Consider the following 25,345-nt stretch of genomic DNA (forward strand, 5'->3'; position numbering starts at 1 on the left):
TGTCCAGTGACCAAGCTCGTGATCGTCGAAAGCCCATCGAAGGCGAAGACCATCACCAAGTACCTCGGCAAGGGGTACAAGGTCATGGCATCCGTGGGACACATCCGGGATCTGCCGCGCAAGCTGGGCGTCGACATCGAGAATGGGTTCCAAGAGGAATACGAGATCAGCCCCGCCAAGGAGAAGGTGGTCAAGGAGCTGAAAGCCGCCGCGAAAACCGCCGACGAACTGATTCTCGCAACCGACCCTGATCGCGAGGGGGAGGCCATCAGCTGGCACCTGCTGGAGGCCATCAAGCCGCCCAAGAGCCTGCCCGTAAGCCGCGTGCTCTTCAACGAGATCACCCCCGCCGGCATCCAGAAGGCCATGGCCGCGCCCACCACCATTAATAAGAAGCTGGTGGATGCCCAGCGGGCCCGCCGCGTGCTGGATCGCCTCGTGGGCTACAAGGTCAGCCAGGTGCTCTGGGACAAGGTGCGCCGCGGCCTCAGCGCGGGCCGCGTGCAGAGCGTGGCCGTGCGCATCATCGTCGACCGCGAGAAGGAGATCCTGGCCTTCAACCCCGTCGAATACTGGGTGCTGAAGGGCAAGTTCAGCGCCAAGCTGCCGCCCGCTTTCTGGATGAAGCTGGTGAAGCTGGGGGGCCAGCCCCTGCAGCTGGGCAACAAGGAGACCAAGCGCCGCGTGGCCGATGCCGCCCAGGCCGCCGATCTGAAAACCAAGCTGGAGAAGGCCGCCTACAAGGTGACCGGCCTGGAAACCAAGGAGAAGAAGCGCAACCCCGCCGCGCCCTTCACCACCGCCAAGCTGCAGCAGGAATCGGCCCAGAAGCTGAAGATGAGCGTGAGCCGCACCATGCAGAACGCCCAGCGGCTCTATGAAGGTGTCGACTTCGGCGAAGGCCCCGTGGGCCTCATCACCTACATGAGAACCGACTCGCCCCGCATGGCCCCCGAGGCCGTGGAGGCCACCCGCGCCTTCATCGCCGACAAGTACGGCAAGGACTACCTGCCCGCCAAGGCCCGCATCTACACCGGCAAGTCCGGCGCGCAGGATGCGCACGAGGCCATCCGCCCCACGGACATCACCCGCACGCCCGAATCGCTGCGCGGCAACCTGGAGCCCGATCAGTTCCGCCTCTACGCCCTCATCTGGCGGCGCACCATGGCCTCGCAGATGGAGGCCGCGCGCTTCGATGAGACGGTGGTCCAGACCGAGGCCGAAGTCGGCAAGGACACGGCCACCTTCGAGGCCAAGGGCGAGATCGAGCGTTTCCCCGGCTGGCTGGCGGTCTACCGCGCCGACAAGACCGAAGTCGATGCCGAAGGCATCGCCGACGCCACCAAGGGCCCCGAGGAAGAAGACGAAGATGATGCGTTGCTGCCCGCCCTGAAGCTGGGCGAGGCCCTCAAGCTCGACCAGCTCGACACCGACCAGCAGTTCACCAAGCCGCCCGCCCGCTTCAACGAAGCCACGCTGGTGAAAGAGCTGGAAGAGGATGGCATCGGCCGCCCCTCCACCTACGCCAGCATCATCAGCACCATCCAGGACCGCGACTACGTCAAGAAGCACGAAGGCCGCTTCAAGCCCACCGACCTGGGCATCACCGTCACCGATCTGCTGCTGCAGGGCTTCGTGGATCTCATGGACCCCAAGTACACCGGCGCCATGGAGGGCAACCTCGACCGCATCGAAGAGGGCAAGCTCACCTTCAAGAAGGCCATGACGGACTTCTACGGCCCCTTCGAGCAGAGCCTGGCCGCCGCCGGCAAGGACATGCAGAACCTCAAGGCCGGCGTGCCCACGGGGGAGAAGTGCCCCAAGTGCGGCGACCGGAAGAAGCACCCGGGCACCCTGCTCAAGCGCATCGGCCGCAATGGCCTCTTCGTGGGCTGCACCAACTACAGCGCCGAAGCCGAAAAGGACAAGTGCGATTACACGGCGGATCTGGAAAAGATGGAGGAGCCCGAAGACGCGCCCGAGTGCCCGCTCTGCGGCACCACGCCCATGAACCTGCGCAAGGGCCAGTGGGGCCCCTTCTGGGCCTGCCCCAACTACCCCAAGTGCAAGGGCATCGTGAAGGCCGATCCCAAGGGCATCCCCGTGCCCCCGGACGAGCCCACCGGCGAGACCTGCCCCAACTGCGGCAAGGGCTTCGTGAAGCGGCACGGCCGCTACGGCGAGTTCGTCTGCTGCGTGGACTACCCCACCTGCAAGACCGTGAAGAAGGAAATCCTGGCCGTGCCCTGCCCCAAGTGCGGCGGCGGCCTCAGCCCCCGCAAGACGCGCTTCGGCAAGGTCTTCTACGGCTGCACCAACTACCCCAAGTGCGACTACACCGCCTGGGACAAGCCCGTGCCCGTCACCTGCCCCGCGTGCAAGAACCCCACCATGGGCGAAAAGACCAAGAAGCCCCGCGGCAAGGACCCCATCCAGGTGCTCGTCTGCCCCAACTGCAAGCATGAAGAGCCGATGGGATAATTTTTGATACTGGTTTGGATTGTTTTGTATTAATTGGGTGCATTTAACACCCACTGAAACCAGACTAGGGTAACCTGGGAATCATCTAGACCCAGGGGGGACAGATATGCCCATCCAACCAGCTAACGGGCACTTAAAGGGTTTTTTTGCATACCCTTCCTTCCCTCGAGATTTGGGTCTAACGATCAAGGCATCCATTGATGAGTTAAGAAAATACACATCAAACCCTGAGATAGAATCCTGGGAAGAGATGGACATTTATGGCAAATTCATAGCAAAAAATGTCAGAGAAGATATTTCTAATTCAGATTTCTTCATTGCAGATATCACCGAAACCAACTTAAATGTTACATTTGAAATTGGATATGCACTTGGACTTGGGAAGAAAATCCTCTTAACCAAGAACAACTCCATCCGCGAAACTCATAAAATCGAATCACTTGGTCTTTTCGATACAATAGGATATAAAACATACCAAAACTCAAAAGAGCTCTTTCAATGGATTAGAAGTGTTAAAGATTTAGAACCAACTGTGAATGCAAGCCAGATTCCGAAGACTGATAGCCCAATTTATTTAATTGAACCAAAATATAAAACCGATCAAATCATTCATACCATTTCACGAATCAAAAAAACTGGTCTTAAATTTAGAAGCTTTGACCCTCAAGAGAGAGCTCGACTTTCAGCTTACGAAGCAATAGAAGAAGTTAGCAAATCTTTTGGTGTATTTTTGTATTTTATTTCAGAATCACAGGATGATTATATTTTTCACAATCAAAGGGTTGCCTTTCTGGCCGGTCTTTCAGAAGGGCTTGGCAAAGAATTGATGGTCCTTCAATTTGATGACATTCAGATTCCGATTGATCTCCGTGATTCCGTATTTTCCGTCCGGCACCCACGAGACATCGAAGATAAAATTCATGAATTTGCCTCAAAAGTAACCGAGTTGCTTCAACAAAAGAAACCGTATATTTTCACGAAATCAGCAAACCCACTTAGTAAAATACATTTAGGGTCCTCCTCGGCAGAGAATGAGTTGACTGAATTAAAAAATTATTACCTCGAGACTGACGAGTTTAAACGTACAAAACGAGGTGAAGTTCGCATCGTTGTGGGAAGAAAAGGTTCTGGGAAAACCGCGATTTTTGCTCAAACAAAAGAGCACGCAAAAAAATCAACCAAAAACCTAGTGCTAGATTTAAAACCAGATGGCTACAAATTGTTAAAATTTAAGGAATCAATCCTTGACCTTTTAAAAACCGGAACCCTTGAACACACATTGATGGCCTTTTGGGAATACTTACTTTTATTGGAAATATGCCATAAAATCATAGAAACTGACCGCACTAGTCATTTGAGAAATCCTGATTTATTTGATTCATATAATCAGATTTTAAATTTATACAATGCAGACAATTACGACTCCGATGGGGATTTCTCGGAGCGACTATCACATTTGCTTGAACGAATCCGAAGCGACTACATGGCAAAATTTCCCGGCACTTCAGAGCGCGAACTATCGAATGCTGAAGTAACTGGGTTAATCTACAATCATGATGTTAAAAACTTGCGACTACAAGTTGAGATGTATCTAAAAAACAAAGAAGAGGTTTGGATATTATTCGACAATCTCGATAAAGGCTGGCCTAGTCATGGCGTTCAACCCGAGGATATTACAATCATTAAAACCTTAATTGAAGCACTAAGAAAACTGGAACGGCAGCTTCAAAGACATTCTATTGATACTCACTCAGTAATCTTTTTAAGAAATGATGTTTATGAGCTTTTGATTTCAGAAACCTCTGATCGAGGGAAGGAAGCAAAGGCCATTATCGATTGGAAGGATCCAGAGTTATTAAAAGAATTAATTCGAAGGAGATTACTAAACAATGATGAATTTTCCACACTTCATGATCAACCCTTTCTGCATCTTTGGTCACAAATATTTTCGCCTTTATACCGTGGCGAAGAAACATCCAATTATTTAATTGAAAGATCGCTATTACGTCCACGATATTTATTAGACCTAATTAATAAATGCAAAGGGATAGCCGTCAACCTTAATCATCCTAAAATTACTGAATCAGACATTGAAAAGGGATTATACGACTACTCTAGTGAATTGGTTACACACATAAATCTTGAAATTCAGGACGTTCATCCATCTAGTGAAAATATCTTGTATACGCTTATAGAATCAAATGCAAAAACATCAATTTACAATATTGAGCAGTCATTACTTTCATATCAAATCGATTTAGCAAAAATTCCAGAAATAATTGATATTCTACTATGGCACGCTGTACTAGGGATTTCTTCAAATCCAGATGAAATTAAATATATATATAATTTCAATTATGATTTCATACTTATGAAGGCCTTTATGAAAAAAAAGCAGGGCGAAATATCTTGTATAATAAACCCCGCCTTCTGGCCAGCGCTCGCAATTAAAAACAATCTATAGCCCAACAATGGTGAACATCATCTAATTCGATCTTTAACCTCAAGTTAATTCGATTACTCAATCATCGTTATAGAATTGTTTCAAATCGCATTTTGGTCACCCCGTGCTTCAAGACTCGCCATCCTTCCTCGCCTACTGGCGCAATGCCCGGTCCCGCACGGTGCGGGTGCTCGACGCGCTGAGGCCCGAGGACCTGGAATGGGCGCCGACTCCGGGAGCGCTTAGCTTCGGCGACCTGTTTCGCCACCTCGCGGGGCTGGAGCGCTTCATGTACGCGGAGAATGTGCAGGGCCGCCCCAGCATCTACCCGGGCCACGGCGTGGCGCTGGCCGCGGGCCTCGACGGCGTGCGCGCCTACCTGGACCGCTGCCACGCCGAAGCCCTGGCCCTCTTCGCCCAGCTGAGCGACGCCGACCTGCTGGCCCCCTGCGTCCTCCGCCTGACGTGCCCTCCCCCGGAGGGCACTCCTGCTTCTTCGTCGCAGAGTCGGAGCCTCCCGGCGGGCGCCTCCATGGCGACTTGGAAGTGGTTACGGGCCATGGCCGAACACGAAGCCCACCACCGCGGCCAGCTGTACCTCATGGCCAGCCTCCGCGGCCGCCCCGTCGCCCCCCTCTTCGGCCTCACCGAGCAGGAGCTGGCGGCGAAATCCGAACCCAAACACGGTCAGAGCCACAGATGAACACGGATGCACACAGATGAGGACCCAGCGGTTCTTCATCCGTGTGGATCCGTGTTCATCCGTGGCCGATCCGTTCTTCCCAAGTCATGCCTGAGGAGGTAGCCGCCCGGCCCCGTACGCGCCGATCCCGACGGGCCGGTGGGCCGCGTCGGGATCCGTCGGGTAAGGTCAGGCGTCGGGCCCTACTGGTAGATGCCGCAGAACACCACCACCCCGTTCTCGGCCAGGCAGTACGAGGTCTTCGCCTCGATCTTGCGGGTTTCGGGGTTCAGGCGCTTGAAGTTCACCCAGCCGCCGCCCTTCTGCTGGCCCGCGGCGATCTGCAGCTTGATGTACTGCACGCCATCGGGATCCTTCACGTTCAAGCGGTTGAGGCCCTTCAGCGCGGCATCGGCGCCGTGGGCCAGCACCGTGCCGTTCAGATCGTAAGCGGCCAGGTACAGCGTGCTGCCGGGCTTCACGTGGAACTTGCCCGAGCCTTTCTGGATTTCGTCCAGCAACTTCTCTTTGCCGTTGGCCTTCATGAAGGCGAGGCCTTCCTTCACAAGGGCTTCGGCCTTGGGGCGGTCTGCCGCCTGGGCCCCCAAGGGCAACGCCATGACACAGGTCAGCACGGGAATCAGAAACGAACGCATGAGAAGCTCCAAACGGGCCTGCGGCCCCTCTCTTGTTTTCGGCAACACGCGGCGCCCCCTGAAATACCGGGTCATCCGGACCCACCCCGGGGAAGCACCCCACCGGCTGGTTTTCCGCGTGTCTCCGTTTCCTATTTTTTTCTTTGGCCACAGATACACACAGATTCACACGGATGAAGAACCGCTGGGCCCTCATCCGTGTGAATCCGTGTCCATCCGTGGCTAAAAGGCTGATTCAAAAACCTACTGGTACGCCGCCCAGTCGGTCTTGCGCATGTCTCCGCTGGCCAAGAATTCGCGGTGCATGGCGAGGCTGAGGGAGAGCGACAACGGCGCGTGGCCCTTGCTCGTGAGCTTGAGGTAGTCGCGCAGCTGTTCGCGATAGGCCGGGTGGGCGCAGTTCTCGATGATGAGGTGGGCGCGCTCGTGGGGATCCTTGCCCCGCAGGTCGGCCACGCCCTGCTCGGTGACGATGATCTGCACGGAGTGCTCGCTGTGATCCATGTGGCTCACCATGGGCACGATGGCGGAGATCATGCCGCCCTTGGCGGTCGAGGGGCAGGAGAAGATGGACAGGTAGGCGTTGCGGGTGAAATCGCCCGAGCCGCCGATGCCGTTCATCATGGTGCTGCCCATGACGTGGGTGCTGTTCACGTTGCCGCCCAGATCCACCTCGATGGCGGTGTTCATGGACACGATGCCGATGCGCCGCACGATCTCGGGGTGGTTGCTGATCTCCTGGGGACGCAGCAGCACGCGCTGCTTGAAGTAGTCGAGGTTGCCCAGGATCTTGGCCCGGGCTTCCAGCGACAGGGTGAGGGCGCAGGTGGAGGCGAAGGTGCAGCGGCCGTTCTCCAACAAAGGCACCACGGAATCCTGCACCACCTCGGTGTACATCTCGAAGGGCGGGATCTCCTTGCTTTCGCCCAGGGCCGCCAGCACGGCGTTGGCGATGTTGCCCACGCCCGACTGCAGGGGCAGGAAGCTGGCGGGGATGCGCCCGGCCTTCATTTCCGCCACCAGGAAGCTCGCCACGTGCTGGCCGATCTGATCGGTCACCGCCGTGGGCTGATCGAAGGCGCCGGTTTCATCAGGCCGGTTGGTGCGCACCACGGCCACGATCTTGCGGGGATCCACGGTGCAGATGGGGGAACCGATGCGATCGGACACGCCGAAGACGGGGATCTCGGCGCGGGTGGGGGGATCCTGGGGCTCGAAGAGGTCGTGCATGCCCAGCATGGTGGGCGGCAGGCTTTCGTTGAGTTCGATGATGATCTTGTCGGCCAGGCGCAGATAAGTGTTGGAGGCGCCCACGGAGGTGCTGAGCACGATGCCGCCGCCGGGGGTGATGTCGCAGGCTTCCACCACGGCGAAGTGGATGGGGCCCAGGAAGCCGTAGCGGGCGTTCTGGGGCACCACGGAGAGGTGCATGTCCACGAAGCGCACCTGACCCGAGTTGATCTGCTTGCGCAGCGTGGCGTTGGATTGGTAGGGGGCGCGGAAGCTGATGGCCTCGGCCTCGGCGAGGGCGCCGTCCAGGCTGGCGCCGGTGGAGGCGCCGGTGAGCACGCCCACCTTGAAGGGGCGGCCCGCGGCGTGTTCGCGCTTGGCCTTCTCGGCCAGGGCCGCGGGCACATCCTTGGCCGCGCCCGCGGCGGTGAAGCCGCTGAAGCCAATGGTCTGGCCGTGGCCGATGAGTTCCGCGGCCTCGGCGGCGGTCATGACGGGAAAAGGAATGGACATGGGAATCCCCTGCGTGGGTGGTGAGGGTCCGCGCCCGCGTGGAACGGCAAGCGAAGGCCCCGGTTCCGGGGCCCCGGAACCGGGGCGACAAGGCCCAGTTTAGCGGGTTTCAGGCGTTCATGACCAGAAGATCACGAATGAAATCCGGCCCAGGCGCCCCAGGCCGCTCAAGTGGCTGCTCCTCGGGCTGCTCAACGGGCCGCTCAACGGGGCGCTCAGCGGTGGAAGTGCGACACCATGACCAGCAGGGTCTCGGTGGCATCCACCTGGGGCAGGCGGCCCACCAGGTCGCGGAAGCGGCTCAGGGCCTCCACGCTTTCCACCTGCACCTGCAGCACCACGTCGGTGCCCCCGGCCACGCTGTCCATGCCGACCACCTCGGGATGGGCCTTCAGCGCCTGGGCCAGGCGCTCGTGATCGGGGGCGTGATCCTTCACCAGCAGGTAGGCCCGCACGCCGGGGTGGCGGCGCTCCCGCAGGCGCACTGTGTAGCCCTGGATGACGCCCTCGCGCTCCAGGCGTTTCATGCGCTCCTGAATGGCCGTGCGCGAGAGGCCCAGCCGGGCCGCGAGGGCCACCTGGGTCAGCCGCGCGTCCGCCGTCAGCTCGGCGAGAAGGCGCTGATCGAGATCATCCAGCTGGGGGCCATTCATGCGGAGACTCTAGCATTCTGCCACCCATCGGGCACCTTGCCAGCTGCCCACAGGCAGGCGCTTTCCCATACTGGCTGCTTTCCCCGGGAGCCCCATGCGCCACGCCCTGCCCCGCCTCTGCGTGTCTCTGCTCAGCGTCCTCCTGGCCCTGCCCCTTGCGGCCACCCGTCCGGCCCTGAAGGAGGCGGCGCGTCAGCAGGTGCTGGCCACGTTGCAGCGGGACATCCGCGCCAACTACATCCTGCCGGAGGTGGGCGAGAAGACCCTCGCGGCCATCCAGGCCCGGGAGGCTCAGGGCGCCTACGCCGCCCTGCCCACGCTGGAGGCCTTCGCCGAGGCTCTGCAGAAGGATCTCATCGCGGCCAGCAAGGATGTGCACTTCAGCGTGACCGTGGAACCGGACTTCAAGCCGGAGCCTGAGAACCACATCGCCACCGCCGAAGAGATCGAGGCTTCGCGGAAACACTACCTGGGTTACGGCTACGGCATCTTCAACGTGGATCGGCTGCCGGGCCGCGTGGGCTACCTCGACCTCCGCGGCTTCGGCCCTTCGGAGTTCATGCGGCGCGGCTACGAGGCGGCCTTCACCCTGCTGGAAGGCACCCACGCGCTCATTCTCGACCTGCGGGAACACACCGGCGGCGATCCCGAGAGCATGACCTATTTCGTGAGCCACTTTTTCGCCGAGGGCGATACCCGCCAGCTGGTGAGCCTGCACTACCGGGCCAAGAACGAGACGCGCCAGTACTGGACCACCGCCACCACCACGCGCTACACGCGGCCGGTCTACGTGCTCATCTCGCCCAAGACGCTCTCGGGGGGCGAGGCCTGCGCCTACGAGCTGCAGGCCCAGCGCCGCGCCAAGCTGGTGGGCGAGGTGACCAACGGCGGCGCGAATCCCTGCGATCCCTTCCCCATGGGCTACGATCTGGTGGCCTACATCCCCACGGGCCAGGCCATCCACCCCATTACCCACACCAGCTGGGAGCAGGTGGGCGTGAAGCCCGACGTCCAGGCCCCGGCCGCGGATGCCTTAAAAGTGGCGCACGCAGCCATCCTGCGCGATCTCATCGCCCAGGCCACCGACCCCGAGCGGCGCAAAGAGCTGCAGGAAAGCCTCGACCGGGTGAACCGCGGCGAGGGCAGGCCGAAGGATTATTCGCGGAAGTTCTAGGGCCTGTTTTCAAAGTGGGGTGTGGCCGCGCAAGGGGCGCCCCCCAAGCGAGACCAGGAAAGCGACGAAGGCGATAGAGGTGCTATCGACGAGGAGCTTGACGCAGCATCGCGCCGGGCGCCGCCCCTTGCCCTCCGGGACGTCGCCCAGCCGCACCCCTGGCTGCGTTGGCGGCCTCGAACGATGTCCCGCATCGCCCTTCGGCCCCCGCCTTGCCATGCGCGCGGCTGGACGGCGTCGCGGCTCGCATCCACTTTGAAAACAGGCCCTAGCGACCCGCGAGCGGTTCGGACCGCCAGCACCAAGATCGTTGGGGCCTTGTGTTGCTCTGCCGACCCGAATACATTGGCAACAGTCGCGAAAAGCGGGCACCTCTTCAAAGGTGATCGAGTACACGTCAACGGCACCTTGTGTGAGTTGGCCAGCGCATCCGAAACCAGTCGCCTGATGAACGTCAGGCGTGCGCAACCATCCGCGTCTAGGCACGTCTGGTGATTGCGATGATGGGAGCGCCATGATGCGACAGCCCCCCGTAAACGTCGTTGGATTTTCCGCAAGCCCGCGTGCGAAGGGCAGCACGGCCTGGGTGGTTGAAACCATCCTGGAAGGAGCCCGGGATCAAGGCATGCCAGCACGCTACTGGAGCGCCGCTGACCTTGACCTTCAGCCTTGCCGGGCCTGCTTCGCCTGCAGGACGAAGGACCGTCGCTGCGTCATCCAGGACGATATGGCCCCGGTGCACGCCTCGATCCTGGAGGCCCAGGCCCTCGTGCTCGGCGCGCCCATCTTCATGGGCCAGATGAGCGCCCAGGCCAAGATCTTCCTCGACCGTCTCCACCCCTTCTTCGCGCCCCGCTTTTCCCCCACGTTTCAGGAGGAACATGCAGGAAAGGCCCTGGTCCTGGCTTTCGTCCAGGGGAACCCCGATCCAGGGTTGTTCCAAACCTATGTCGACTACACCCGGCACCTGTTCATGACGCTGGAATTCGATGTGCGGGAATGCGTGGTGGTCGCCGGCACGCGAAGCGGGGAGGCTCCGGACCAGGCCGACCTGCGTGCAAGGCTGAAGGGAATCGGCGCCTCCCTGGCGACCTGATTCCCCGGCCAACTGATTCCAGGCGGCCTGGGCCGGATTCCCATGGGCGCTCCTGGACAGCGTCGCGGCTCGCATCCACGTTGAGAACAGGGCTAGCTCCTGGGCCCAGGCCGACAGCCAGTTCCAGCCGGGTTGATTCCCGCGCAGCCACTTGGAGATGCGTACGTTGAGGAAAGTCTCCATGGTGGCCTGCTGATCCAGATTCTGAAGCAGGCCGCGGATATCGACGCCCTCATCGAAGGCGCTCACCTTGAGATACCGACACACGATGGTCTGGGCCAGCTCCTGCTTGGTGCTCATGGACCGCTCCGGAATCGTCTGGTGCAGCATGCTGCAGGAGATGGAGTCTTGGCGAGGCCGCTGAATGACCGGACCCCGGTTTCGGTGGCAGATGCGGAAGGCGACCCCAACCGCAGGCAGCCGGTGCTTCGCATCGCCTTAAATGTCCCGAAAACCAAAACACGATCTGGGCTTGCGGGCCCAACTACCGTTCGGAGTCGGAAAACGACCGTTCGCGGAAATCCATTGAATACATGCTGGTGAAATTCAACCATTAAGCCGTCGATTCACACAGTTCTAATCTCTTTTTCATGCGCCACAAGGTTACGACATTAAATAACACTCAAAACACATCAGTTATAATTTTTATTATATATTCAATAATAACATATAAATAGTATTAAAATAATAGAATTAATAGCATAAATTATATATAAATTTATCGAGGATGGAAAGATGAAATGGCGATGCCAAAATAGAGCTCCTCCGCACCAATTACCATAGCATATTAATTAAAACTCCATGTTGCATCCTAAGGATATTACATCATGAAGATAATTAGAATTTTTATACTATTTACGATCATGGCTTGGCTGACCTCAGCAACAGTCAATGCCCAGACGCTTGGAGGCCTTATAACACGTACAGAAACAATAACATATGCAGAAGACCCTGATTTTCCAGATGAGATCTGGCCAACCAGCAGCACCTGTTCAAACTGGCAGTGGACGGATGCAAATGGAGTTGTTCACCATTTTAATGGCACCACCGAAACATATTACAAATATATATTTTACCCTAATGGCGGAAGGAAGTTGACCGGATCGTGGAGTACAGCATTAACAAATGTTCAGGCAACAGATGGTTCCAATTATTATCTAACGGCTAAGGGCGGTACAGGTTACGTCAATGGAACAGGGAACCTGTACCCCAAGTACCAAGTGCTTTCCGTGATTTACGCGGCGCCCGGAAGTGGAAGTCGCGTGGACTACACCTCCACTTCGGTCGCGGGCAATTCCACAAATGTGTCCAGCTCCTTCGCCAACGGCATGCAGTTCTCCGCAACGGTCGGCGGGAGCCTCTTCTTTGCGGGAGGAACCAGTACGTACAGCGCCGGATGGACCTCGACCAAGACGAGTTCGAACACGATCTCCGTGTCGAAGACGGTCGGCTATGGCATCACCAGCAATGGCCAAACCAATCCGCCCTACGGAGTCGATCACGATTTCGATCAAGTCATCATTTGCTTGAATCCCGCGCTCTCCTTTGTGGCATCCACCTCCGCTGCCATCGCCAATGTTCCGCAGTGGACCATCGGCTGCGATACCAGAGATCCCAATGCCGGCAGCGGGCCCGATATTGTTTCTCTCACCGTCGCGGAACTGAAAAACCCTTCGCTGATCACCAACCCGGACCTGCTGGACCGGCTGAACCGCAGCTGGGCCGGATTCGGCCAGGGGCTGACCATCAGCGACTATCAGGCCATCCTGGGCCGTAACCCCTTCGCGAACGATGGCACCAACGGCTCCAGGCCGGCCTTCAATTCACTCGTGAGCAATAACAGGTTCCGCCAAGTCGGCTCGATCTACTACGCGCCTCTGGCGCCGGGGCAGGGCCCCCAGACCACGACTGGATGGATCAACTATTCAAGTTCAGATAGCACCACGTCCAGCGCCCAAGACACCTATTCCGTTTCCACCAGCACCCAGGGGGATGTCGACTTCTTCGTCAAAATCCACATCAACAATTCGTCGAACTACACCTGGACCAATACGACATCCCAAACCATCTCCTCGGGAACGACGCAGCAATCGAGCTATTCGGTCCCCCGCCCCCCCAACGGCTGGGGGGGATCAACCGAAATCCTGGTGTGGCAGGACATGGTTTATGGAACGTTCTTCTTCTCCTACTGATGCAGCCATGCCGGGCCAAGGCGGCCGCTTGATGAGCCTACGGAATCGTGGTGCATCCGTGGCTGAAACCAGCCTTGCAATCACACCCACAATAAAAGAGTGACTTAAGCGGAGAAAAACGGAGGGGCGAGGAGAGCGGAGAACGGCATTCAGCCTTCCTCCGCATCCCTCCGCCCTTCCGCTTACCTCTGCTTCCAACAGTCCTTTGCTTGGACCACGGATGAATACCGTCTTTTACGACGGCCGGTGTTCGAGCGCTATTCGGCTCCGGAGTTCAGCGCGGGAATGCCCTTGGGCTTCAGGGGTGCGACGGGTTCCTTGGCCAGCTTGTCCTGCAGCAGCTTGAGGGCGGTTTCCAGCTGGCGGTCACGGCCTTCGTAAGTCTCCTTGGGCGGGTTCACCACCTCGATGTCGGGGGCCACGCCCACACCCTCGATGATCCAGGCGCCATCCTTGGTGTGGTACTGGGGCCACTCGGCGGCCCGCACCTGGCCGCGATCCACCAGGGTGTTGGAATCCGTCAACCAGGCGCCGGCGCCCGCGGTGCGGCGGCCCACCAGGGGTCCCAGGCCCAGGGCCTTGATGCCCGCGGCGAAGGTTTCGCCATCGCTGTAGGTGAACTCATCCACCAGCACCACCAGATGGCCGCGGAAGGTCTGCTGCATGTTGGTGCCATTGTATTTGCCCTGGCCATCGGTCCAGAAGGCCCAGGCCCGGCGCAGCAGCTTCTCGATGACCCAGCTGTCGATGTTGCCGCCGTTGTTGCGGCGCACGTCGAGGATGAGGCCCTCGCGATCCACCTGGCCGTAGAAGTCGCGGGCGAAGGTGTTGATGTCGCCGCCGCCCATGGCCCGCAGGTGCAGGTAGCCGATCTTGCCGTGGCTGGCCTGATCCACCTGGTGGCGCAGCCCCTCTTCCCAATCGCTGTAGCGCAGGTTCGCCTGGCGCATGCCATCGATGGCCTGCACCACCACGGGCTTGAGGGTTTCCGTGCCGCGCTGGAAGGCCAGCAGCACCTGCTGCCCCGCTTTGTTGCGCAGCAGCTCGGCGAGATCGTGCACTTCCAGCACCGGGCGGCCGTTCACGGCCGTCAGCACATCGCCCTCCTTCAGGCCCAGCCCCGCCTTGGCCAGGGGCGCGGCCTCGGAGGGCAGCTCCGCCTCGGTGCGGTAGATGTGATCCAGCCGGTAGCCCGTGGCCACGCGGCTGAATACGCCGCCCAGGTAGGCCTGGGCGGAGCCATCCTGCGCGAAGCGCTGGTCGCCGGGGCGGGTTTGGGAATGCAGCGCCCCCAGCTCGCCCACCATCTGGCCCAGCAGGTCGTTCAGCTCGGCGCGGTCGGTGATGCGGGCCACCAGGGGTTCATACTTCCGGCGCACGGCCTCCCAATCCAGGCCGCGTAGCCTGCTGTCGAAGAAGTGGCCGCGGTGCATGCGCCAGGCATCCTCGAACATCTGCTTCCATTCGGTCTGCGGCACCACGGGGAAGGCCCAGTCGCCCAGCTTCACTTCAGCCTTCGACAGATCCGATGGGGCCTTGGGGCCGGCCTCCACGATGTAGAAGGTTTCGGAACCGGGATTGAAGGGGCCGCCGGGGCCGCGCTTGGTGAGCAATAGCTTCTTGCCGTCCGCGGACAGGTCGAAGCCCGCCACATCCGCGGCGAAGACTTCGGCGGGGGGCCCGCTGTTGCCGATCTCCAGCGTCTTCACGCTGGTCACCCGGCCGTCCCGCTCGCTGAAATAGAGGCGCTTGCCATCGGTTTGCAGCCGTCCGTAGTTGCCCGCGGCCAGGGGCACCTCGAAGAGGCGCTCGGCCAAGCCTTCCCACTGGATGGCCGGACGCTCGGGCTTGGCCTCCTTCGCCTCCTTGCCGTCCTTGCCTTCCTTGCCTTCCTTTGATGCCTTGGCGTCCTTGCCCTCCTTGGCGTCGGTATCCAATTCCGTCTTGGGCTCGAAGGGGAAGTGCAGGCCCTCCTGCAGGGCAATGGCGTAGATCTTGGTGCGGCGGTCGAAGTAGGGGCCCATGTTGCGGTCGCCCCAGGGCGACCCGTTCACCACCTGGAAGCTGCGCTCGGAAAGGAAGTAGAGCCACTTGCCATCGGGGCTGAAGGCGGGGGAATGGGATTCGTACTTGTCGCTGGTGAGCACGGTCTGCTTGCCGTCGGCCACGCGGTGCAGCAGGATCTGGCCCAGGTGGTGAGTGCTGTTGGAGCGAAGAATGGCCAGCGTCTTGCCGTCCTGGGCCCACACCACGTCCTGGGCGCCGCCGTAGGGGTTCGTGTCGATGAGCTTGTTCTCGCCCGAAGCGGGATTCAGCAGCCAGAGGTGGCCTTCGCGATCGGTGTGGGCCAGGCTGGAGCCGTCCGGCGCGGGGAAGAGGCCCACGCGGGTGAGCCCCTTTTCGGAGGTGAGGGCCTTGCCGCCCGGGGCGCCGTCAGCGGGAAAGCGCCAGAGCTGCTGCTCACCCGTGGCATCGCTGAAGGCGAAGACCGTCTTGCCATCGAAGCTGAGGGTGGCTTCCCGGGCCCGGCTGCCCGCAGGCAGGGCCACATCCACCCGGCGCAGGCCGTTCAGGCCCGCCACGGCCACCTGGCCCCGGGCCGTGAGCACCACCCGCTCGCCGCTGAGGGCGAAGGCGGTGTTCTCCAGAAACTCCAGCGGCTTTTTGATGAGACGCTCGCGGCGCTGATCGAAATCCGACGTGAGGCTCACATCCACCACCCGGTCCTTCCCCGTGGCCAGGTCGAACACGCGCAGGTCGGCGCCCTGCTGGTAGGCCACACGGCCATCGCCCAGGCTGGCGGCGCGCACATCCCAGGCCTTGTGGTGGGTGAGCTGCTTCTCGTCACTGCCATCGAATTTCATCGACCACAGGTTGTCGCAGCCATCCTTGTCGCTCACGACGATGAGGCGATCCTTCCACACCATGGGCCGCTTGATGGGGGCGCTGAAGGGCACCTTCACGGCTTCCTTGCCGCCCGCGAGGTCGTAGCGCCACACTTCGGCCGCCGCGCCGCCACGGTAGTTGCGCACGTTGTCGCCGGTCATGTGGATGCCCAGGCGCGTGAAGAAGAGCACCTTGCCCGAGTCATCCACGCAGGCCTCGTTCGCATCGGCCAGGGGCAGCGTGGTGCGCGTCAAAGTCGCCGGGTCCACCATGGCCACCACCGTGGCGCGACTGGGGCCCACCTCGGCCTGGGTGGAGAAGAGCACCTGGCCCTGGGGCGTCCAGCCCAGCACAAAGCAGCCCAGGCCCTGGAAGGTGAGGCGCCGGGGTTGGCCGCCCTCCACCGGCATCACGTAGACTTCCTGCGGCCCCTCATAGGAGCCGGAGAAGGCCAGCCACTTGCCATCTGGCGAGACCGCTGGGCGGATCTCCTGACTGGCGTGGGTGGTCAGCCGCACGGCCTTGCCCCCGGCCAGCGGGGCGCGCCACAGGTCGCCTTCGGAGGTGAAGAACACCTGGTCGCCCTTGGTGGCGGGGAAGCGGACGTAGGCATCGCCTCCGATCGCGGGAGCGCCCAGAACGAGGGCCAGGGCCAGGGAGGAAAGCATCACGCGCATGGGGGCTCCGGGGGTTTAGGCATCGCATGACGAGGTTACTCCCGATGCTCCGCCAGCGGAATGCCACACCTGGCCCGGACTCGCCCCAAAAAATCAACGCAAGGCCGCCTGGGGGGGCCGGACCGCCGCTCGAAGCGGAACCGGTCCGGAACAGGCATCCTTGCGTTGAAGGGGTGGCGCGGCCGGCTTAGGCCATCGCGGGTTCCAGCTCCTCGAAGCGGGCCTGGAAGAAGCGCAGGCTGTCGGGCTCGTAGGTCATGGTCAGGCCTTTGATCTTGTGGCGGTTTTCATACAGCTCGATGCAGCTCTCGGCGACCACATCCATGTGCAGGTTGGTGTAGACGCGGCGGGGAATGGTGAGGCGCACCAGTTCGAGCTTGGGGCGGTTGTTCTCGCCGGTCTTGGGATCGCGGCCAGCGGACACCATGCCCCGTTCCATGGCGCGCACGCCGCTGTCGACGTAGAGCGCCGCGGCGAGGGTCTGGGCCGGGAAGTTGTCCTGGGGGATGTGGGGCAGGAAGTTGGTGGCGTCGAGGAACACGGCGTGGCCGCCGATGGGCAGCATGATGGGCACGCCCGCGTCGATGAGCTTCTGGCCGAGGTATTCCACCTGGCGCACGCGGCTGGCGATGTAGGCATCCTCCACCATTTCGCGCATGCCCTGGGCCAGGGCTTCCAGATCGCGGCCAGCGAGACCGCCGTAGGTGGGCATGCCCTCGAAGACCACCACCAGTTCCTTGGCGCGGCGGGCGAAGCCGTCATCGTTGGTGGCCAGGAAGCCGCCGATGTTCACGAGGTTGTCCTTCTTGGACGACACGGTGCAGCCGTCGGCCAGGCTCATGAGTTCGCGGAAGATCTCCTTGATGGTCTTGTCCTGGTAGCCCGCCTCGCGCTGCTGGATGAAGTAGGCGTTCTCCACGGCGCGGGTGGCATCGTAGATGACGGCGATGCCGTACTTGTCGGCGAAGGCGCGCACCTCGCGCATGTTGGCCATGGACACCGGCTGGCCGCCGGCCATGTTCACGCAGGGGGCGATGTTGAGGTAGGCGATCTGCTCGGGACCCACTTCATCGACCAGCTTCTGCAGCTTGGCCATGTCCACATTGCCCTTGAAGGGGTGGATGACCTTGGTGTCCTTGGCCTCGTCGATGATGCAGTCGAAGAAGATGCCGCCCACGCGCTCCACATGGGCGCGGGTGGTGGTGAAGTACATGTTCATGGGCACGTACTGGCCGGGCTGGATGCGGATGAGGCTGGTGAGGTGCTCGGCGGCGCGGCCCTGGTGGGTGGGGATCAGGTGTTTGAAGCCGTAGATCTCGTGCATGGCCGCTTCCAGCGTGTAGAAGCTGCGGGCGCCGGCGTAGGATTCGTCGCCGATCATCATCTTCGACCACTGCACATCGGACATGGCCGTGGTGCCGGAATCCGTGAGCAGATCGATGTAGACATCATCGCTCTTGAGCAGGAAGGTGTTGTAGCCCGCTTCCTTGATGGCGGCCAGGCGCTGCTCGCGCGTGGTGGTCTTGAGCGACTCGACCATTTTGATCTTGTAGGGTTCGGCGATGGTGCGCGTCTTCATGGGGTCTCCTGGGCGGATCGAATCGATCGACCCCCTCATGCTACGAAGATGACCTCGCAATAAGCTTTCAAAGGTTGCTTAAAATTCCACACTTCAAGCAATAATATTGCTTTGATGTCGTCAGAGGTGATGAATGAAAGCCGTAGAGCTGGATGCCATCGACCACAAGATCCTGGACATCCTCCAGCGGGAGGGACGGCTTTCCAACCAGGATCTGGCGGAGCGCGTGGCCCTCTCGCCCGCCCCCTGCCTCCGCCGCGTGCGGGCCCTGGAGAAGGCGGGCGTCATCCGCCAGTACGCGGCCCTGCTGGACCCCCGCAAGGTGGGTCTGGGCCTCACGGCCCTCATCACCGTGAAGCTGGAGAAGCGTGGCGCCATGCCCTCCGAGGCCTTCGCCAAGGCCGTGCGCGGCTGGCCCGAGGTGGTGAGCTGCTACTCCATGACCGGCGACACGGACTACCTGCTGTGGACCGTGGTGGAGGACCTGGACCATTACAACCGCTTCCTCACGGGCCAGCTGCTGAAGCTGCCCTACGTGGTGGACGTGAAATCCAACCTGGCGCTCGAGGCCATCAAGCTCACCACGTCCCTTCCCTTGAACCACCTGGGATTGGACCCCCGCAAGGGAAGGGGCTGAGGTCAAAACCTCTTCAACCGCTGTTCGCATCGCCGGGTCTCAAGGGCAGACCCGCCTCTGGATGAGAACCAGGCGGCTGTTCTGGAGCTTCCCCCATGTCACTGAAACCCTTCTTCCTCCTGACGCCCCTGGCGGCGCTCAGCCTGGCCTGCGTGGTCACACCCCGCGGCCGGGTGGCCGTGGTGGCGCCCGTGCCCGTGGTGCACACCGTGTACGTGGAGCGTGAACCGCCGCCGGTGCGCTACGAGCGCATCCCCGAACCGCCCTCCCGGGAGCACCACTGGGTGGCGGGCCACTGGCAGTGGGATGGGCGGGAATATGTCTGGGTGCCCGGCCACTATCAGGTTCGGCCCCACCCCGAAGCGGTCTGGGTGGCAGGCCACTGGGAACGCCATGAGCGGGGCTGGTTCTGGATCGAGGGACGCTGGCGCTGAGCGCGCCTCAGCCCCCGGCGTCCGAGGCCTTGAAACTGCGGTACAGCAGCAGGTCGTAGAGGATCTTCAGGCCACCGGCCAGGAAGAAGATGCTCCCGGCCAGGGCGGGCACCGCCAACAGCGGCCCTGCCAACACCGGCGAAATGGCCGCGCCCGTGGTGCGTGCGATGCCGGTGACGCCCGCGGCGGCAGAGCGTTCATCCGGCGCCACCACCACCATGGTGTAGGCCTGGCGCGTGGGCACATCCATCTGGGAGATGCTGAAGCGCAGCAGCAGCACGGCGATGGCCAGGGGCAGGTTGGGCATGAGGGGCACGAGGATGAGCAGCACATTCGAAGGAATATGCGTCACCACCATGGTGCGGACGAGGCCGATGCGCTTGGCCAGCCGCACCGCGTAGAGGGCCGAGAGGCCTGCCAGGAGGTTGGCCACGAAGAAGATGGAGCCCAGTGCCCCCGGTGCCAGGCCGAACTTCTGGTGGAACCAGTAGGCCACCAGGCTCTGGATGACGAAGCCCCCGGCGAAAGCATCCAGTGAAAAGAGGGCTGACAGCCGCAGGACCACCCCCTTCGAGGCATGCAGGCCCAGGCGACCCGCGGCCGCGGCAGAAGGTGGCGCCTCGATCGCCGCGGAGAGTTTGGCGAAGAGCATCAGCAACAGCACACCCGCCCCGGCATAGCCGAACACCAGCGCCCGGTAGCTGGCCACGGGGCTGAAGCCTGATGCTTGCAGGGCCTGCGCGCTCCAGCCACCGGCCAGGGCGCCCAGGGCCGTGGCGAAAGAACCCGCGAGGTTGTACCAGGCGAAAACACCTGTGCGGCGATCCTCCGGCAGCACCTGGGAGAGAGCCGCCTGCTCGATGGCCAGGAAGGGCCCCACCTCATTGCCCGAGGGGCTGATCACCCCAAAGGTGGCCGCCAGCACCAGCACCGTGAAATCACCGCTGAGGGCGAAGGGCACACCCGCCAGCACCATGAGCACCGCGCCCAGCACCAGCATGGACTTACGGCCGACGCGGTCGGCGTTCAGCGTGATCCACAACGAGATGAGGGTGTCACCCGCCAGCGTCAGCGTCAGCAGCAACCCGATGCGCGCCTCGCTGAAGCCGAGCCCCGAAAGGTACAGCACCAGCACCACGGAGAGAAACCCGTACGAGAACATCCGCACCGCACGGGTGAGGAAGAGGAGACGGCCATCCAGACCAAGGGCTGAAGCGCTGGCGGGGGATCGCATGGGAATCCATGCTACCCGCGCCGGTTCACCCTGGCTGGAAGGGCGCCAGGCTCGCTTCCAGATCTTTCATGCCGAAGGGTTTGGCCAACAGGGATACGAAGGGGTGGGCCTCTACCAGGTCCAGCGCGGCCTGGTCGGCCCTTCCCGTGGCCAACAGCACGGGCACGGTCGGCAGCAGGGCCCGCAGCCGCGGCAACGTACCCGCGCCCCCCAGGCCAGGCATGTTCATGTCGAGAATCACCACGTCGGGGCGCAACCCGGCCTCGATGCGACTCAGGGCCTCCTCCCCCGCGGGAGCGACGCTGGGCTCGTGACCCAGCAACTCCAGCAGCCCCATCATGGCCGTCTGGATCAGTTCGTCGTCATCGACCAGCAGCACCTTTAACGAACGGGCGGCAGGTTTGAGGCGATGGGCGCCCGAGGCTTCCGTGGCCGCCTGAGCCGCGCCACAGGCGGGGAAACGCATGGTCACGCAGGTGCCGCGGCCCGGTTCGCTCCACAGTTCCATCTGGCCCTGGTGGGCCTTCACGGTGCTGTAGACGATGGACAACCCCAAGCCCGTGCCCTTTCCCACTTCCTTTGTGGTGAAGAAGGGATCCAGAGCCTTCTCCAGGACTTCCTTCGGCATGCCGGAGCCTGTGTCCTCCACCTGCGCCTCCACCCAATCCGTGCCAAGGTTCCGGGTGCGGAAGGTGAGCGTGCCGTTGTCGGGCATGGCGTCCACCGCGTTGACGCAGAGGTTCATGAGCGCGTGGGTGAGGGCGCCTGCATCGCCCTGGATCGGGTGCAGGTCCGGGGCCAGTTGCAGGACCAGACGCACCTTCGCCAGGGTGGTGCGCTCCAGCAGGCGCACTTCTTCGCGGAGGATGGTGTTCAAGTCGAGTTGCCGCTTTTCAGCGGTGTTCTGGCGGGCGAAGCTGAGCAGGCTCTTCAGCATGATGCCCCCACGCTCCGCGGCCTTGATGATGGTGCCGAAGGCCCGGTGGGCCGGGCTGCCCGCGGGCAGGGAATCCATGTGGGCGGAGGCCAACCCCAGGATGGCGCCCAGCACGTTGTTCATGTCGTGAGCCACGCCACCTGCCAGGCTGCCCAGGCTTTCCATCTTCTGGGCCTGATGGAGCTGGGCCTGCAGGTTTTGCTGCTCCTCCTCCGCCTGCCGCCGCTGGGTGATGTCGGTGACGATCCCCAACAGGGCCCGGAGGCTGCCATCGTGGTGCTGCAGGCGGCGCCCCGAGAGATGCCCCCAGAATTCCGTTCCATCCGCGCGGAGGTATTTCCGCTCCACCGCCACGGAGGGAATGCCCCCCTCCATGAGCAGACGCATCCGGTGGTCGCTCTGCTCCAATTCCGAGGGATGCAGGTGACTGAGGTAGCTGCTGCCGATCAAGCCATCGAGGGTGGTTCCGAACAGTTCGGCCATCTTGCGGTTGGCGAAGTCGATGCGGCCCTCCGGTGACACCAGGATGATCCCGGCTTCCGAGGCCTCGAAGATGGTGCGCAACTGCTCTTCACTTTCCCGCAGGGCCTCTTCCACCCGCTTCCGCTCGGTGATGTCGCGGTGGAACACCAGAATCCTGGGCTCCCCCGCCTCGGTGATGAGGCTGGCCGAAACCTCCAGGGGGAAGGTATGGCCATCCTTGTGCTGGTGTTCCACCTCGTAGGTGAGGGCCTCGCCCGCCAGAATGCGCCGCAGGCGCTTCCCCGTCAGATCGGCTGCCTGCGGGGCGCACAGCTCCACCAGCTTCAGCCCCCGCATCTCGGCGGGAAGGCAGCCGTGCATGCGCGCCGAAGACTGGTTGACCTCGAGGATCTGCCCCTCGGGCGATAGCGTGTAGATGCCCTCGCTGGCCAGATTGAACTGATCGCGGTACCGGGCCTCGCTTTCCCGAAGGCGGGCCTCGATGGCCTTCTGATCGGTGATATCACGAAAGACCCCGATGATCTGCTGGCGCCCCTCCCCCTGCTTTGAACGCGGCGTGGCTGTCACGAGGATGGTCCGGGGGGTGCCGTCCTCCCGGCGGATCCGGAGTTCGTAGGTGCTGGGAATGCCCTCCGCCCGCAGCTGGGTCTCATGGCGCACCTGGGCTTGCTGTTCGGGTTCGAGGAATTCCAGCAGGGAGCGCCCCAGCAGCCGCCCCGGCGCCACCCCGAAGATCTGCTCAGCCACGGGGTTCACCACCTGGAAACGCTCCTCGGCATCCACCATGCCGAAGCCATCGCCTTGGCGTTCCAACAGCTCGCGGTACATGGCTTCAGAGGTCTGCAGCGCCTCCTCGGTGCGGCGTTGTTCGGTCAGGTCCGTCAAGGTGACCAGCAGGCAGTCGGCCAGAGGGGCGATGGCGATCCGCACGAACCGCGTGGAGCCGTCCTTGCAGGTGACGTTGGCAGAGAGCGGCTCCGCGAACACCGCTGGATCCCCCTGGATCCGGGCCCTCCATTCCGCCAGGGTGGCGGATCGGTACACCGGATCCGGGTAGGCCCGCCTCCGCCATTCAGCCACCGTCGGCAGATCTTCCGGGGCATAGCCAAACAACTCTGTGAAGGCCGGGTTCAGTTGCAGCACCCGTCCTTCCAAACCCTCCAGCACCGCCATGGCCAAGGGCAGGCTCTGCACCATCGCAGCAAGGGAAGGTCCCGCTGGGGGTGGCTGAAACTTGTCGGAAAGCGACATGGTGTAAACCGGGTGGTGGCGACTTCCCCTTTTCGACGCGCCATCTCGGGAACTGGAATCCGGCATAGGCGCCGCCCGGATGCCTTGAGTGGACGGGTGTCCCCGGGGGCCCAGATCAGCGATACTCGCCCCATGTCCCCCCTCGCCCGTCCCGCCGTCCGCTGGTCCACCCTCATCGCCCTCTGGGCCCTGGTGGGGGCGGTGCTCTGGATCGTCCTGGTCCAGAGTTTCCTTCTGGCCCTGAATCCCTTCTGCCACCTTCAGCGCCCAAGCATCGCCCGGGTCCAGGTCAAGAGCGTGGACCGGGATCCGGATAGCCAGATCACCGACTTCGTATCGGTCCGGCAGGGCGACTCTGACCGGGTGCTGCGGCTGCTCAAGGCTGAAGCGGCGGAACTGCACGAATATGACGAGGTGTGGATCCTCGGGGCCTGGTACGCCGACGGCCTGCGCCCCACGGAATACCGGGTCTCGCTCCAGCGGGTGCTCCTGGAATACCCCGTGCTGCTTCTGCTGCCCGCGGCCTGGCTGCTGTGGCGGGTGCGAAAGGCCCGCCAGGTGGCCGAAGCGGCCCCGCCACCCCCGGTGCGCCGCACCTTCACCGACGACTTCCACATGAAGGCGCAGCGCTTTGCCAAGGGCACGGAAGCCCCGGATGGCAGCGCGCCTCCGGAACCCTCACCCACCTCAGACAAAAATTCAAACTGAGGCCGGACTCGGCGTTGGCCGAAATGCTCAGTCCTTCTTTTCGGGGACCTCAGGCTTGGGAGCTTCGGCTTTAGGGGTTTCAGGCTTTGATGCTTCGGCCTTGGGAGTTTCTGTGGGTTTGACGGGAGCCTTGGCCTTGGGGGCCTCGGCAGGGCGGGTGGCGGCCTGATAGGCCTTCCAGGATTCCTCGGCCTTGCGGCGGATCTCTTCGGCGTGCTTGCGGTGGGCTTCGGCCTTCTTCTGAAGGGCCTCGGCCTGGCGCTTGGCCTGGTCGGACTTCTTCAGGGCCTCGCTTTCCGCCCGCTTGTAGCTGGCCTGCCGGGCTTTCTCCTGGGCCGCCTGGGCTTTCTGCTGGCGGGCCTCCTTGGCCACTTTGTCCGCCTGGGCCTGGTGCTTGTCCAGCTCCTCGGCCCGCCGGGCGGCCTTGGTTTGTCCGGCCTTATCCGCAGCCTTGAAGGGGGCCTTTGTGGCGGCCTTGGGGGCCGGTTCCGCGGGCTTGGCCGCGGGAGCGGGTTCCTGGGCGCCCAGGAACACCGGAAGAAGGAGGGTGCAGGCCAACAGCTTCATGGAAACCTCTGGGATGGGGGGATCTCCATTGTGCCCCTCTCCCCGTCAACCGCCACCGCTTTGCACACCGTTTCGCCGCCCCGTCAACCGCAGCCACACTGAAGGCCACAGACACCGCGAGGCCCCATGGACATCAAACTCTCCCCCGACACCGTGAAGCGCCTGCAGGGACCCATCCAGCGTTTCGTTTCCGAAGAATACGGCGAGAATCTGGGCCAACTGGGGGCCGACACCTTCCTGACCTTCTGCCTGAAAGAGATCGGCCCGGCCATCTACAACCAGGCCATCGCCGATGCCCAGAGCTGCATGCAGGAGCGGGTCACCGACCTGGAGAACATCTGTTTCGCCGAGGAGACCAGCTACTGGGGGGGCACCAAGAAAGGGATGCAGCGCAAGCCCGACCTTCGGCGGTAGCATCCCGTACCCCCACCCTGGATGTGCAGGTCCTGGCGGGCGCACGGATGAGGAGAAAGCCCGGCTCAGCGACCTGCTGCTGCCGCTGCGGGTGGAAGCCTTCCCCGAAACCCATCGCCGCATGACGTTCAGCCTCACGGTCCAGATCTCGGACTTCCACCGCTCCAGCTACCGTCGGCACATGAATGACTAGGAACCGCCATGACTGAACCCATCACCGCCCGCCAGCTCACCATCCTTCAAGTGGTCGCCAAGCACCCGGACGTGGCCCGGGATCACCTCGTGAAGGCAGGGGCCACCGATGCGGATCTGGCCTACCTGGAGCGCCATGACCTCATCCGCGAGCGGGCCATCGGCCGCTACCGGGTGACCCACATGGGCCAAGCGGCGCTGAAGCGAAGCCTGTAAACTCAGGCAC

Annotated in this window: 19 protein-coding genes; 11 read left to right on the plus strand and 8 right to left on the minus strand. The window is 62.0% G+C overall.

Annotated features, from left to right (window positions below; genetic code table 11):
* Positions 1–6: 6 nt before the first annotated feature.
* From topA to Q9293_RS13815, 3 genes are all read left to right on the plus strand, one after another.
* On the plus strand, positions 7–2,481 hold the full coding sequence (gene topA / locus Q9293_RS13805) for a type I DNA topoisomerase (RefSeq protein ID WP_306247479.1): 2,475 nt from the start codon (positions 7–9) through the stop codon (positions 2,479–2,481).
* A 106-nt stretch (positions 2,482–2,587) separates the two neighbouring features.
* Positions 2,588–4,945, plus strand: coding sequence for a P-loop ATPase, Sll1717 family (locus Q9293_RS13810; RefSeq protein ID WP_306247480.1), 2,358 nt, complete (start codon positions 2,588–2,590; stop codon positions 4,943–4,945).
* Between the two features lie 103 nt (positions 4,946–5,048).
* Positions 5,049–5,627: a DinB family protein gene (locus Q9293_RS13815; protein WP_306247481.1), complete on the plus strand. Its 579-nt coding sequence runs from the start codon at positions 5,049–5,051 to the stop codon at positions 5,625–5,627.
* Between the two features lie 182 nt (positions 5,628–5,809).
* Here Q9293_RS13815 and Q9293_RS13820 read toward each other — a convergent pair whose 3' ends face one another.
* From Q9293_RS13820 to Q9293_RS13830, 3 genes are all read right to left on the minus strand, one after another.
* A complete protein-coding gene (locus Q9293_RS13820) occupies positions 5,810–6,262 on the minus strand; it encodes a cache domain-containing protein (RefSeq protein WP_306247482.1) in 453 nt (150 codons plus the stop codon).
* Between the two features lie 243 nt (positions 6,263–6,505).
* Positions 6,506–8,005, minus strand: a complete 1,500-nt coding sequence (locus Q9293_RS13825) for an acetyl-CoA hydrolase/transferase family protein (protein WP_306247483.1) — start codon at positions 8,003–8,005, stop codon at positions 6,506–6,508.
* Between the two features lie 215 nt (positions 8,006–8,220).
* On the minus strand, positions 8,221–8,658 hold the full coding sequence (locus tag Q9293_RS13830) for an Lrp/AsnC family transcriptional regulator (RefSeq protein WP_306247484.1): 438 nt from the start codon (positions 8,656–8,658) through the stop codon (positions 8,221–8,223).
* Between the two features lie 94 nt (positions 8,659–8,752).
* Between Q9293_RS13830 and Q9293_RS13835 the strand changes: the two genes are divergently transcribed.
* The 3 genes from Q9293_RS13835 to Q9293_RS13845 all read left to right on the plus strand — a co-directional run bounded on the left by Q9293_RS13835 (position 8,753) and on the right by Q9293_RS13845 (position 13,120).
* On the plus strand, positions 8,753–9,832 hold the full coding sequence (locus Q9293_RS13835; RefSeq protein ID WP_306247485.1) for a S41 family peptidase: 1,080 nt from the start codon (positions 8,753–8,755) through the stop codon (positions 9,830–9,832).
* Between the two features lie 517 nt (positions 9,833–10,349).
* The gene (locus Q9293_RS18700; protein WP_372342216.1) at positions 10,350–10,928 is read left to right on the plus strand and encodes a flavodoxin family protein; all 579 of its coding nucleotides are present in this window, start codon (positions 10,350–10,352) and stop codon (positions 10,926–10,928) included.
* Positions 10,929–12,190: 1,262 nt separating this feature from the next.
* A complete protein-coding gene (locus tag Q9293_RS13845; protein WP_306247488.1) occupies positions 12,191–13,120 on the plus strand; it encodes a hypothetical protein in 930 nt (309 codons plus the stop codon).
* Between the two features lie 257 nt (positions 13,121–13,377).
* Here the strand turns inward: Q9293_RS13845 and Q9293_RS13850 are convergent, their stop codons facing one another.
* Positions 13,378–16,683: a S41 family peptidase gene (locus Q9293_RS13850; RefSeq protein ID WP_306247490.1), complete on the minus strand. Its 3,306-nt coding sequence runs from the start codon at positions 16,681–16,683 to the stop codon at positions 13,378–13,380.
* 187 nt (positions 16,684–16,870) lie between these two features.
* Complete coding sequence (locus Q9293_RS13855) at positions 16,871–18,262, minus strand: tyrosine phenol-lyase (protein ID WP_306247492.1); 1,392 nt, start codon at positions 18,260–18,262, stop codon at positions 16,871–16,873.
* A 133-nt stretch (positions 18,263–18,395) separates the two neighbouring features.
* Here Q9293_RS13855 and Q9293_RS13860 point away from each other — a divergent pair, with 133 nt between their 5' ends.
* The gene (locus tag Q9293_RS13860) at positions 18,396–18,899 is read left to right on the plus strand and encodes an Lrp/AsnC family transcriptional regulator (protein ID WP_306247494.1); all 504 of its coding nucleotides are present in this window, start codon (positions 18,396–18,398) and stop codon (positions 18,897–18,899) included.
* A gap of 95 nt (positions 18,900–18,994) precedes the next feature.
* Positions 18,995–19,333, plus strand: coding sequence for a hypothetical protein (locus Q9293_RS13865; protein WP_306247496.1), 339 nt, complete (start codon positions 18,995–18,997; stop codon positions 19,331–19,333).
* 7 nt (positions 19,334–19,340) lie between these two features.
* On the opposite strand, the gene Q9293_RS13870 is transcribed toward Q9293_RS13865, so the two are convergent.
* Both Q9293_RS13870 and Q9293_RS13875 read right to left on the minus strand, forming a co-directional pair.
* The gene (locus Q9293_RS13870) at positions 19,341–20,567 is read right to left on the minus strand and encodes an MFS transporter (RefSeq protein WP_306247498.1); all 1,227 of its coding nucleotides are present in this window, start codon (positions 20,565–20,567) and stop codon (positions 19,341–19,343) included.
* 25 nt (positions 20,568–20,592) lie between these two features.
* Positions 20,593–23,238 (minus strand): PAS domain-containing sensor histidine kinase, encoded by a 2,646-nt coding sequence (locus Q9293_RS13875; protein WP_306247500.1) that lies wholly within the window; start codon positions 23,236–23,238, stop codon positions 20,593–20,595.
* A 132-nt stretch (positions 23,239–23,370) separates the two neighbouring features.
* Between Q9293_RS13875 and Q9293_RS13880 the strand changes: the two genes are divergently transcribed.
* Positions 23,371–23,946: a hypothetical protein gene (locus Q9293_RS13880; RefSeq protein ID WP_306247502.1), complete on the plus strand. Its 576-nt coding sequence runs from the start codon at positions 23,371–23,373 to the stop codon at positions 23,944–23,946.
* A gap of 27 nt (positions 23,947–23,973) precedes the next feature.
* Here the strand turns inward: Q9293_RS13880 and Q9293_RS13885 are convergent, their stop codons facing one another.
* A complete protein-coding gene (locus tag Q9293_RS13885) occupies positions 23,974–24,513 on the minus strand; it encodes a hypothetical protein (RefSeq protein WP_306247504.1) in 540 nt (179 codons plus the stop codon).
* Between the two features lie 126 nt (positions 24,514–24,639).
* Between Q9293_RS13885 and Q9293_RS13890 the strand changes: the two genes are divergently transcribed.
* The gene (locus tag Q9293_RS13890) at positions 24,640–24,927 is read left to right on the plus strand and encodes a DUF2164 domain-containing protein (RefSeq protein WP_306247506.1); all 288 of its coding nucleotides are present in this window, start codon (positions 24,640–24,642) and stop codon (positions 24,925–24,927) included.
* 201 nt (positions 24,928–25,128) lie between these two features.
* Positions 25,129–25,335, plus strand: coding sequence for a hypothetical protein (locus Q9293_RS13895; RefSeq protein ID WP_306247508.1), 207 nt, complete (start codon positions 25,129–25,131; stop codon positions 25,333–25,335).
* Positions 25,336–25,345 lie beyond the last annotated feature (10 nt).

The organism is Geothrix sp. PMB-07 (assembly GCF_030758935.1).
Taxonomy (GTDB): Bacteria; Acidobacteriota; Holophagae; order Holophagales; family Holophagaceae; genus Geothrix.

Coding starts and splice junctions, on each gene's coding strand:
- Q9293_RS13875 (WP_306247500.1), bottom strand. CDS start 23,238: ATGTCGCTTTCCGACAAGTTTCAGCCACCCCCAGCGGGACCTTCCCTT.
- Q9293_RS13830 (WP_306247484.1), bottom strand. CDS start 8,658: ATGAATGGCCCCCAGCTGGATGATCTCGATCAGCGCCTTCTCGCCGAG.
- Q9293_RS13820 (WP_306247482.1), bottom strand. CDS start 6,262: ATGCGTTCGTTTCTGATTCCCGTGCTGACCTGTGTCATGGCGTTGCCC.
- Q9293_RS13870 (WP_306247498.1), bottom strand. CDS start 20,567: ATGCGATCCCCCGCCAGCGCTTCAGCCCTTGGTCTGGATGGCCGTCTC.
- Q9293_RS13855 (WP_306247492.1), bottom strand. CDS start 18,262: ATGAAGACGCGCACCATCGCCGAACCCTACAAGATCAAAATGGTCGAG.
- Q9293_RS13835 (WP_306247485.1), top strand. CDS start 8,753: ATGCGCCACGCCCTGCCCCGCCTCTGCGTGTCTCTGCTCAGCGTCCTC.
- Q9293_RS18700 (WP_372342216.1), top strand. CDS start 10,350: ATGCGACAGCCCCCCGTAAACGTCGTTGGATTTTCCGCAAGCCCGCGT.
- Q9293_RS13890 (WP_306247506.1), top strand. CDS start 24,640: ATGGACATCAAACTCTCCCCCGACACCGTGAAGCGCCTGCAGGGACCC.
- Q9293_RS13885 (WP_306247504.1), bottom strand. CDS start 24,513: ATGAAGCTGTTGGCCTGCACCCTCCTTCTTCCGGTGTTCCTGGGCGCC.
- Q9293_RS13860 (WP_306247494.1), top strand. CDS start 18,396: ATGAAAGCCGTAGAGCTGGATGCCATCGACCACAAGATCCTGGACATC.
- Q9293_RS13895 (WP_306247508.1), top strand. CDS start 25,129: ATGACTGAACCCATCACCGCCCGCCAGCTCACCATCCTTCAAGTGGTC.
- Q9293_RS13880 (WP_306247502.1), top strand. CDS start 23,371: ATGTCCCCCCTCGCCCGTCCCGCCGTCCGCTGGTCCACCCTCATCGCC.
- Q9293_RS13810 (WP_306247480.1), top strand. CDS start 2,588: ATGCCCATCCAACCAGCTAACGGGCACTTAAAGGGTTTTTTTGCATAC.
- Q9293_RS13825 (WP_306247483.1), bottom strand. CDS start 8,005: ATGTCCATTCCTTTTCCCGTCATGACCGCCGCCGAGGCCGCGGAACTC.
- Q9293_RS13865 (WP_306247496.1), top strand. CDS start 18,995: ATGTCACTGAAACCCTTCTTCCTCCTGACGCCCCTGGCGGCGCTCAGC.
- Q9293_RS13850 (WP_306247490.1), bottom strand. CDS start 16,683: ATGCGCGTGATGCTTTCCTCCCTGGCCCTGGCCCTCGTTCTGGGCGCT.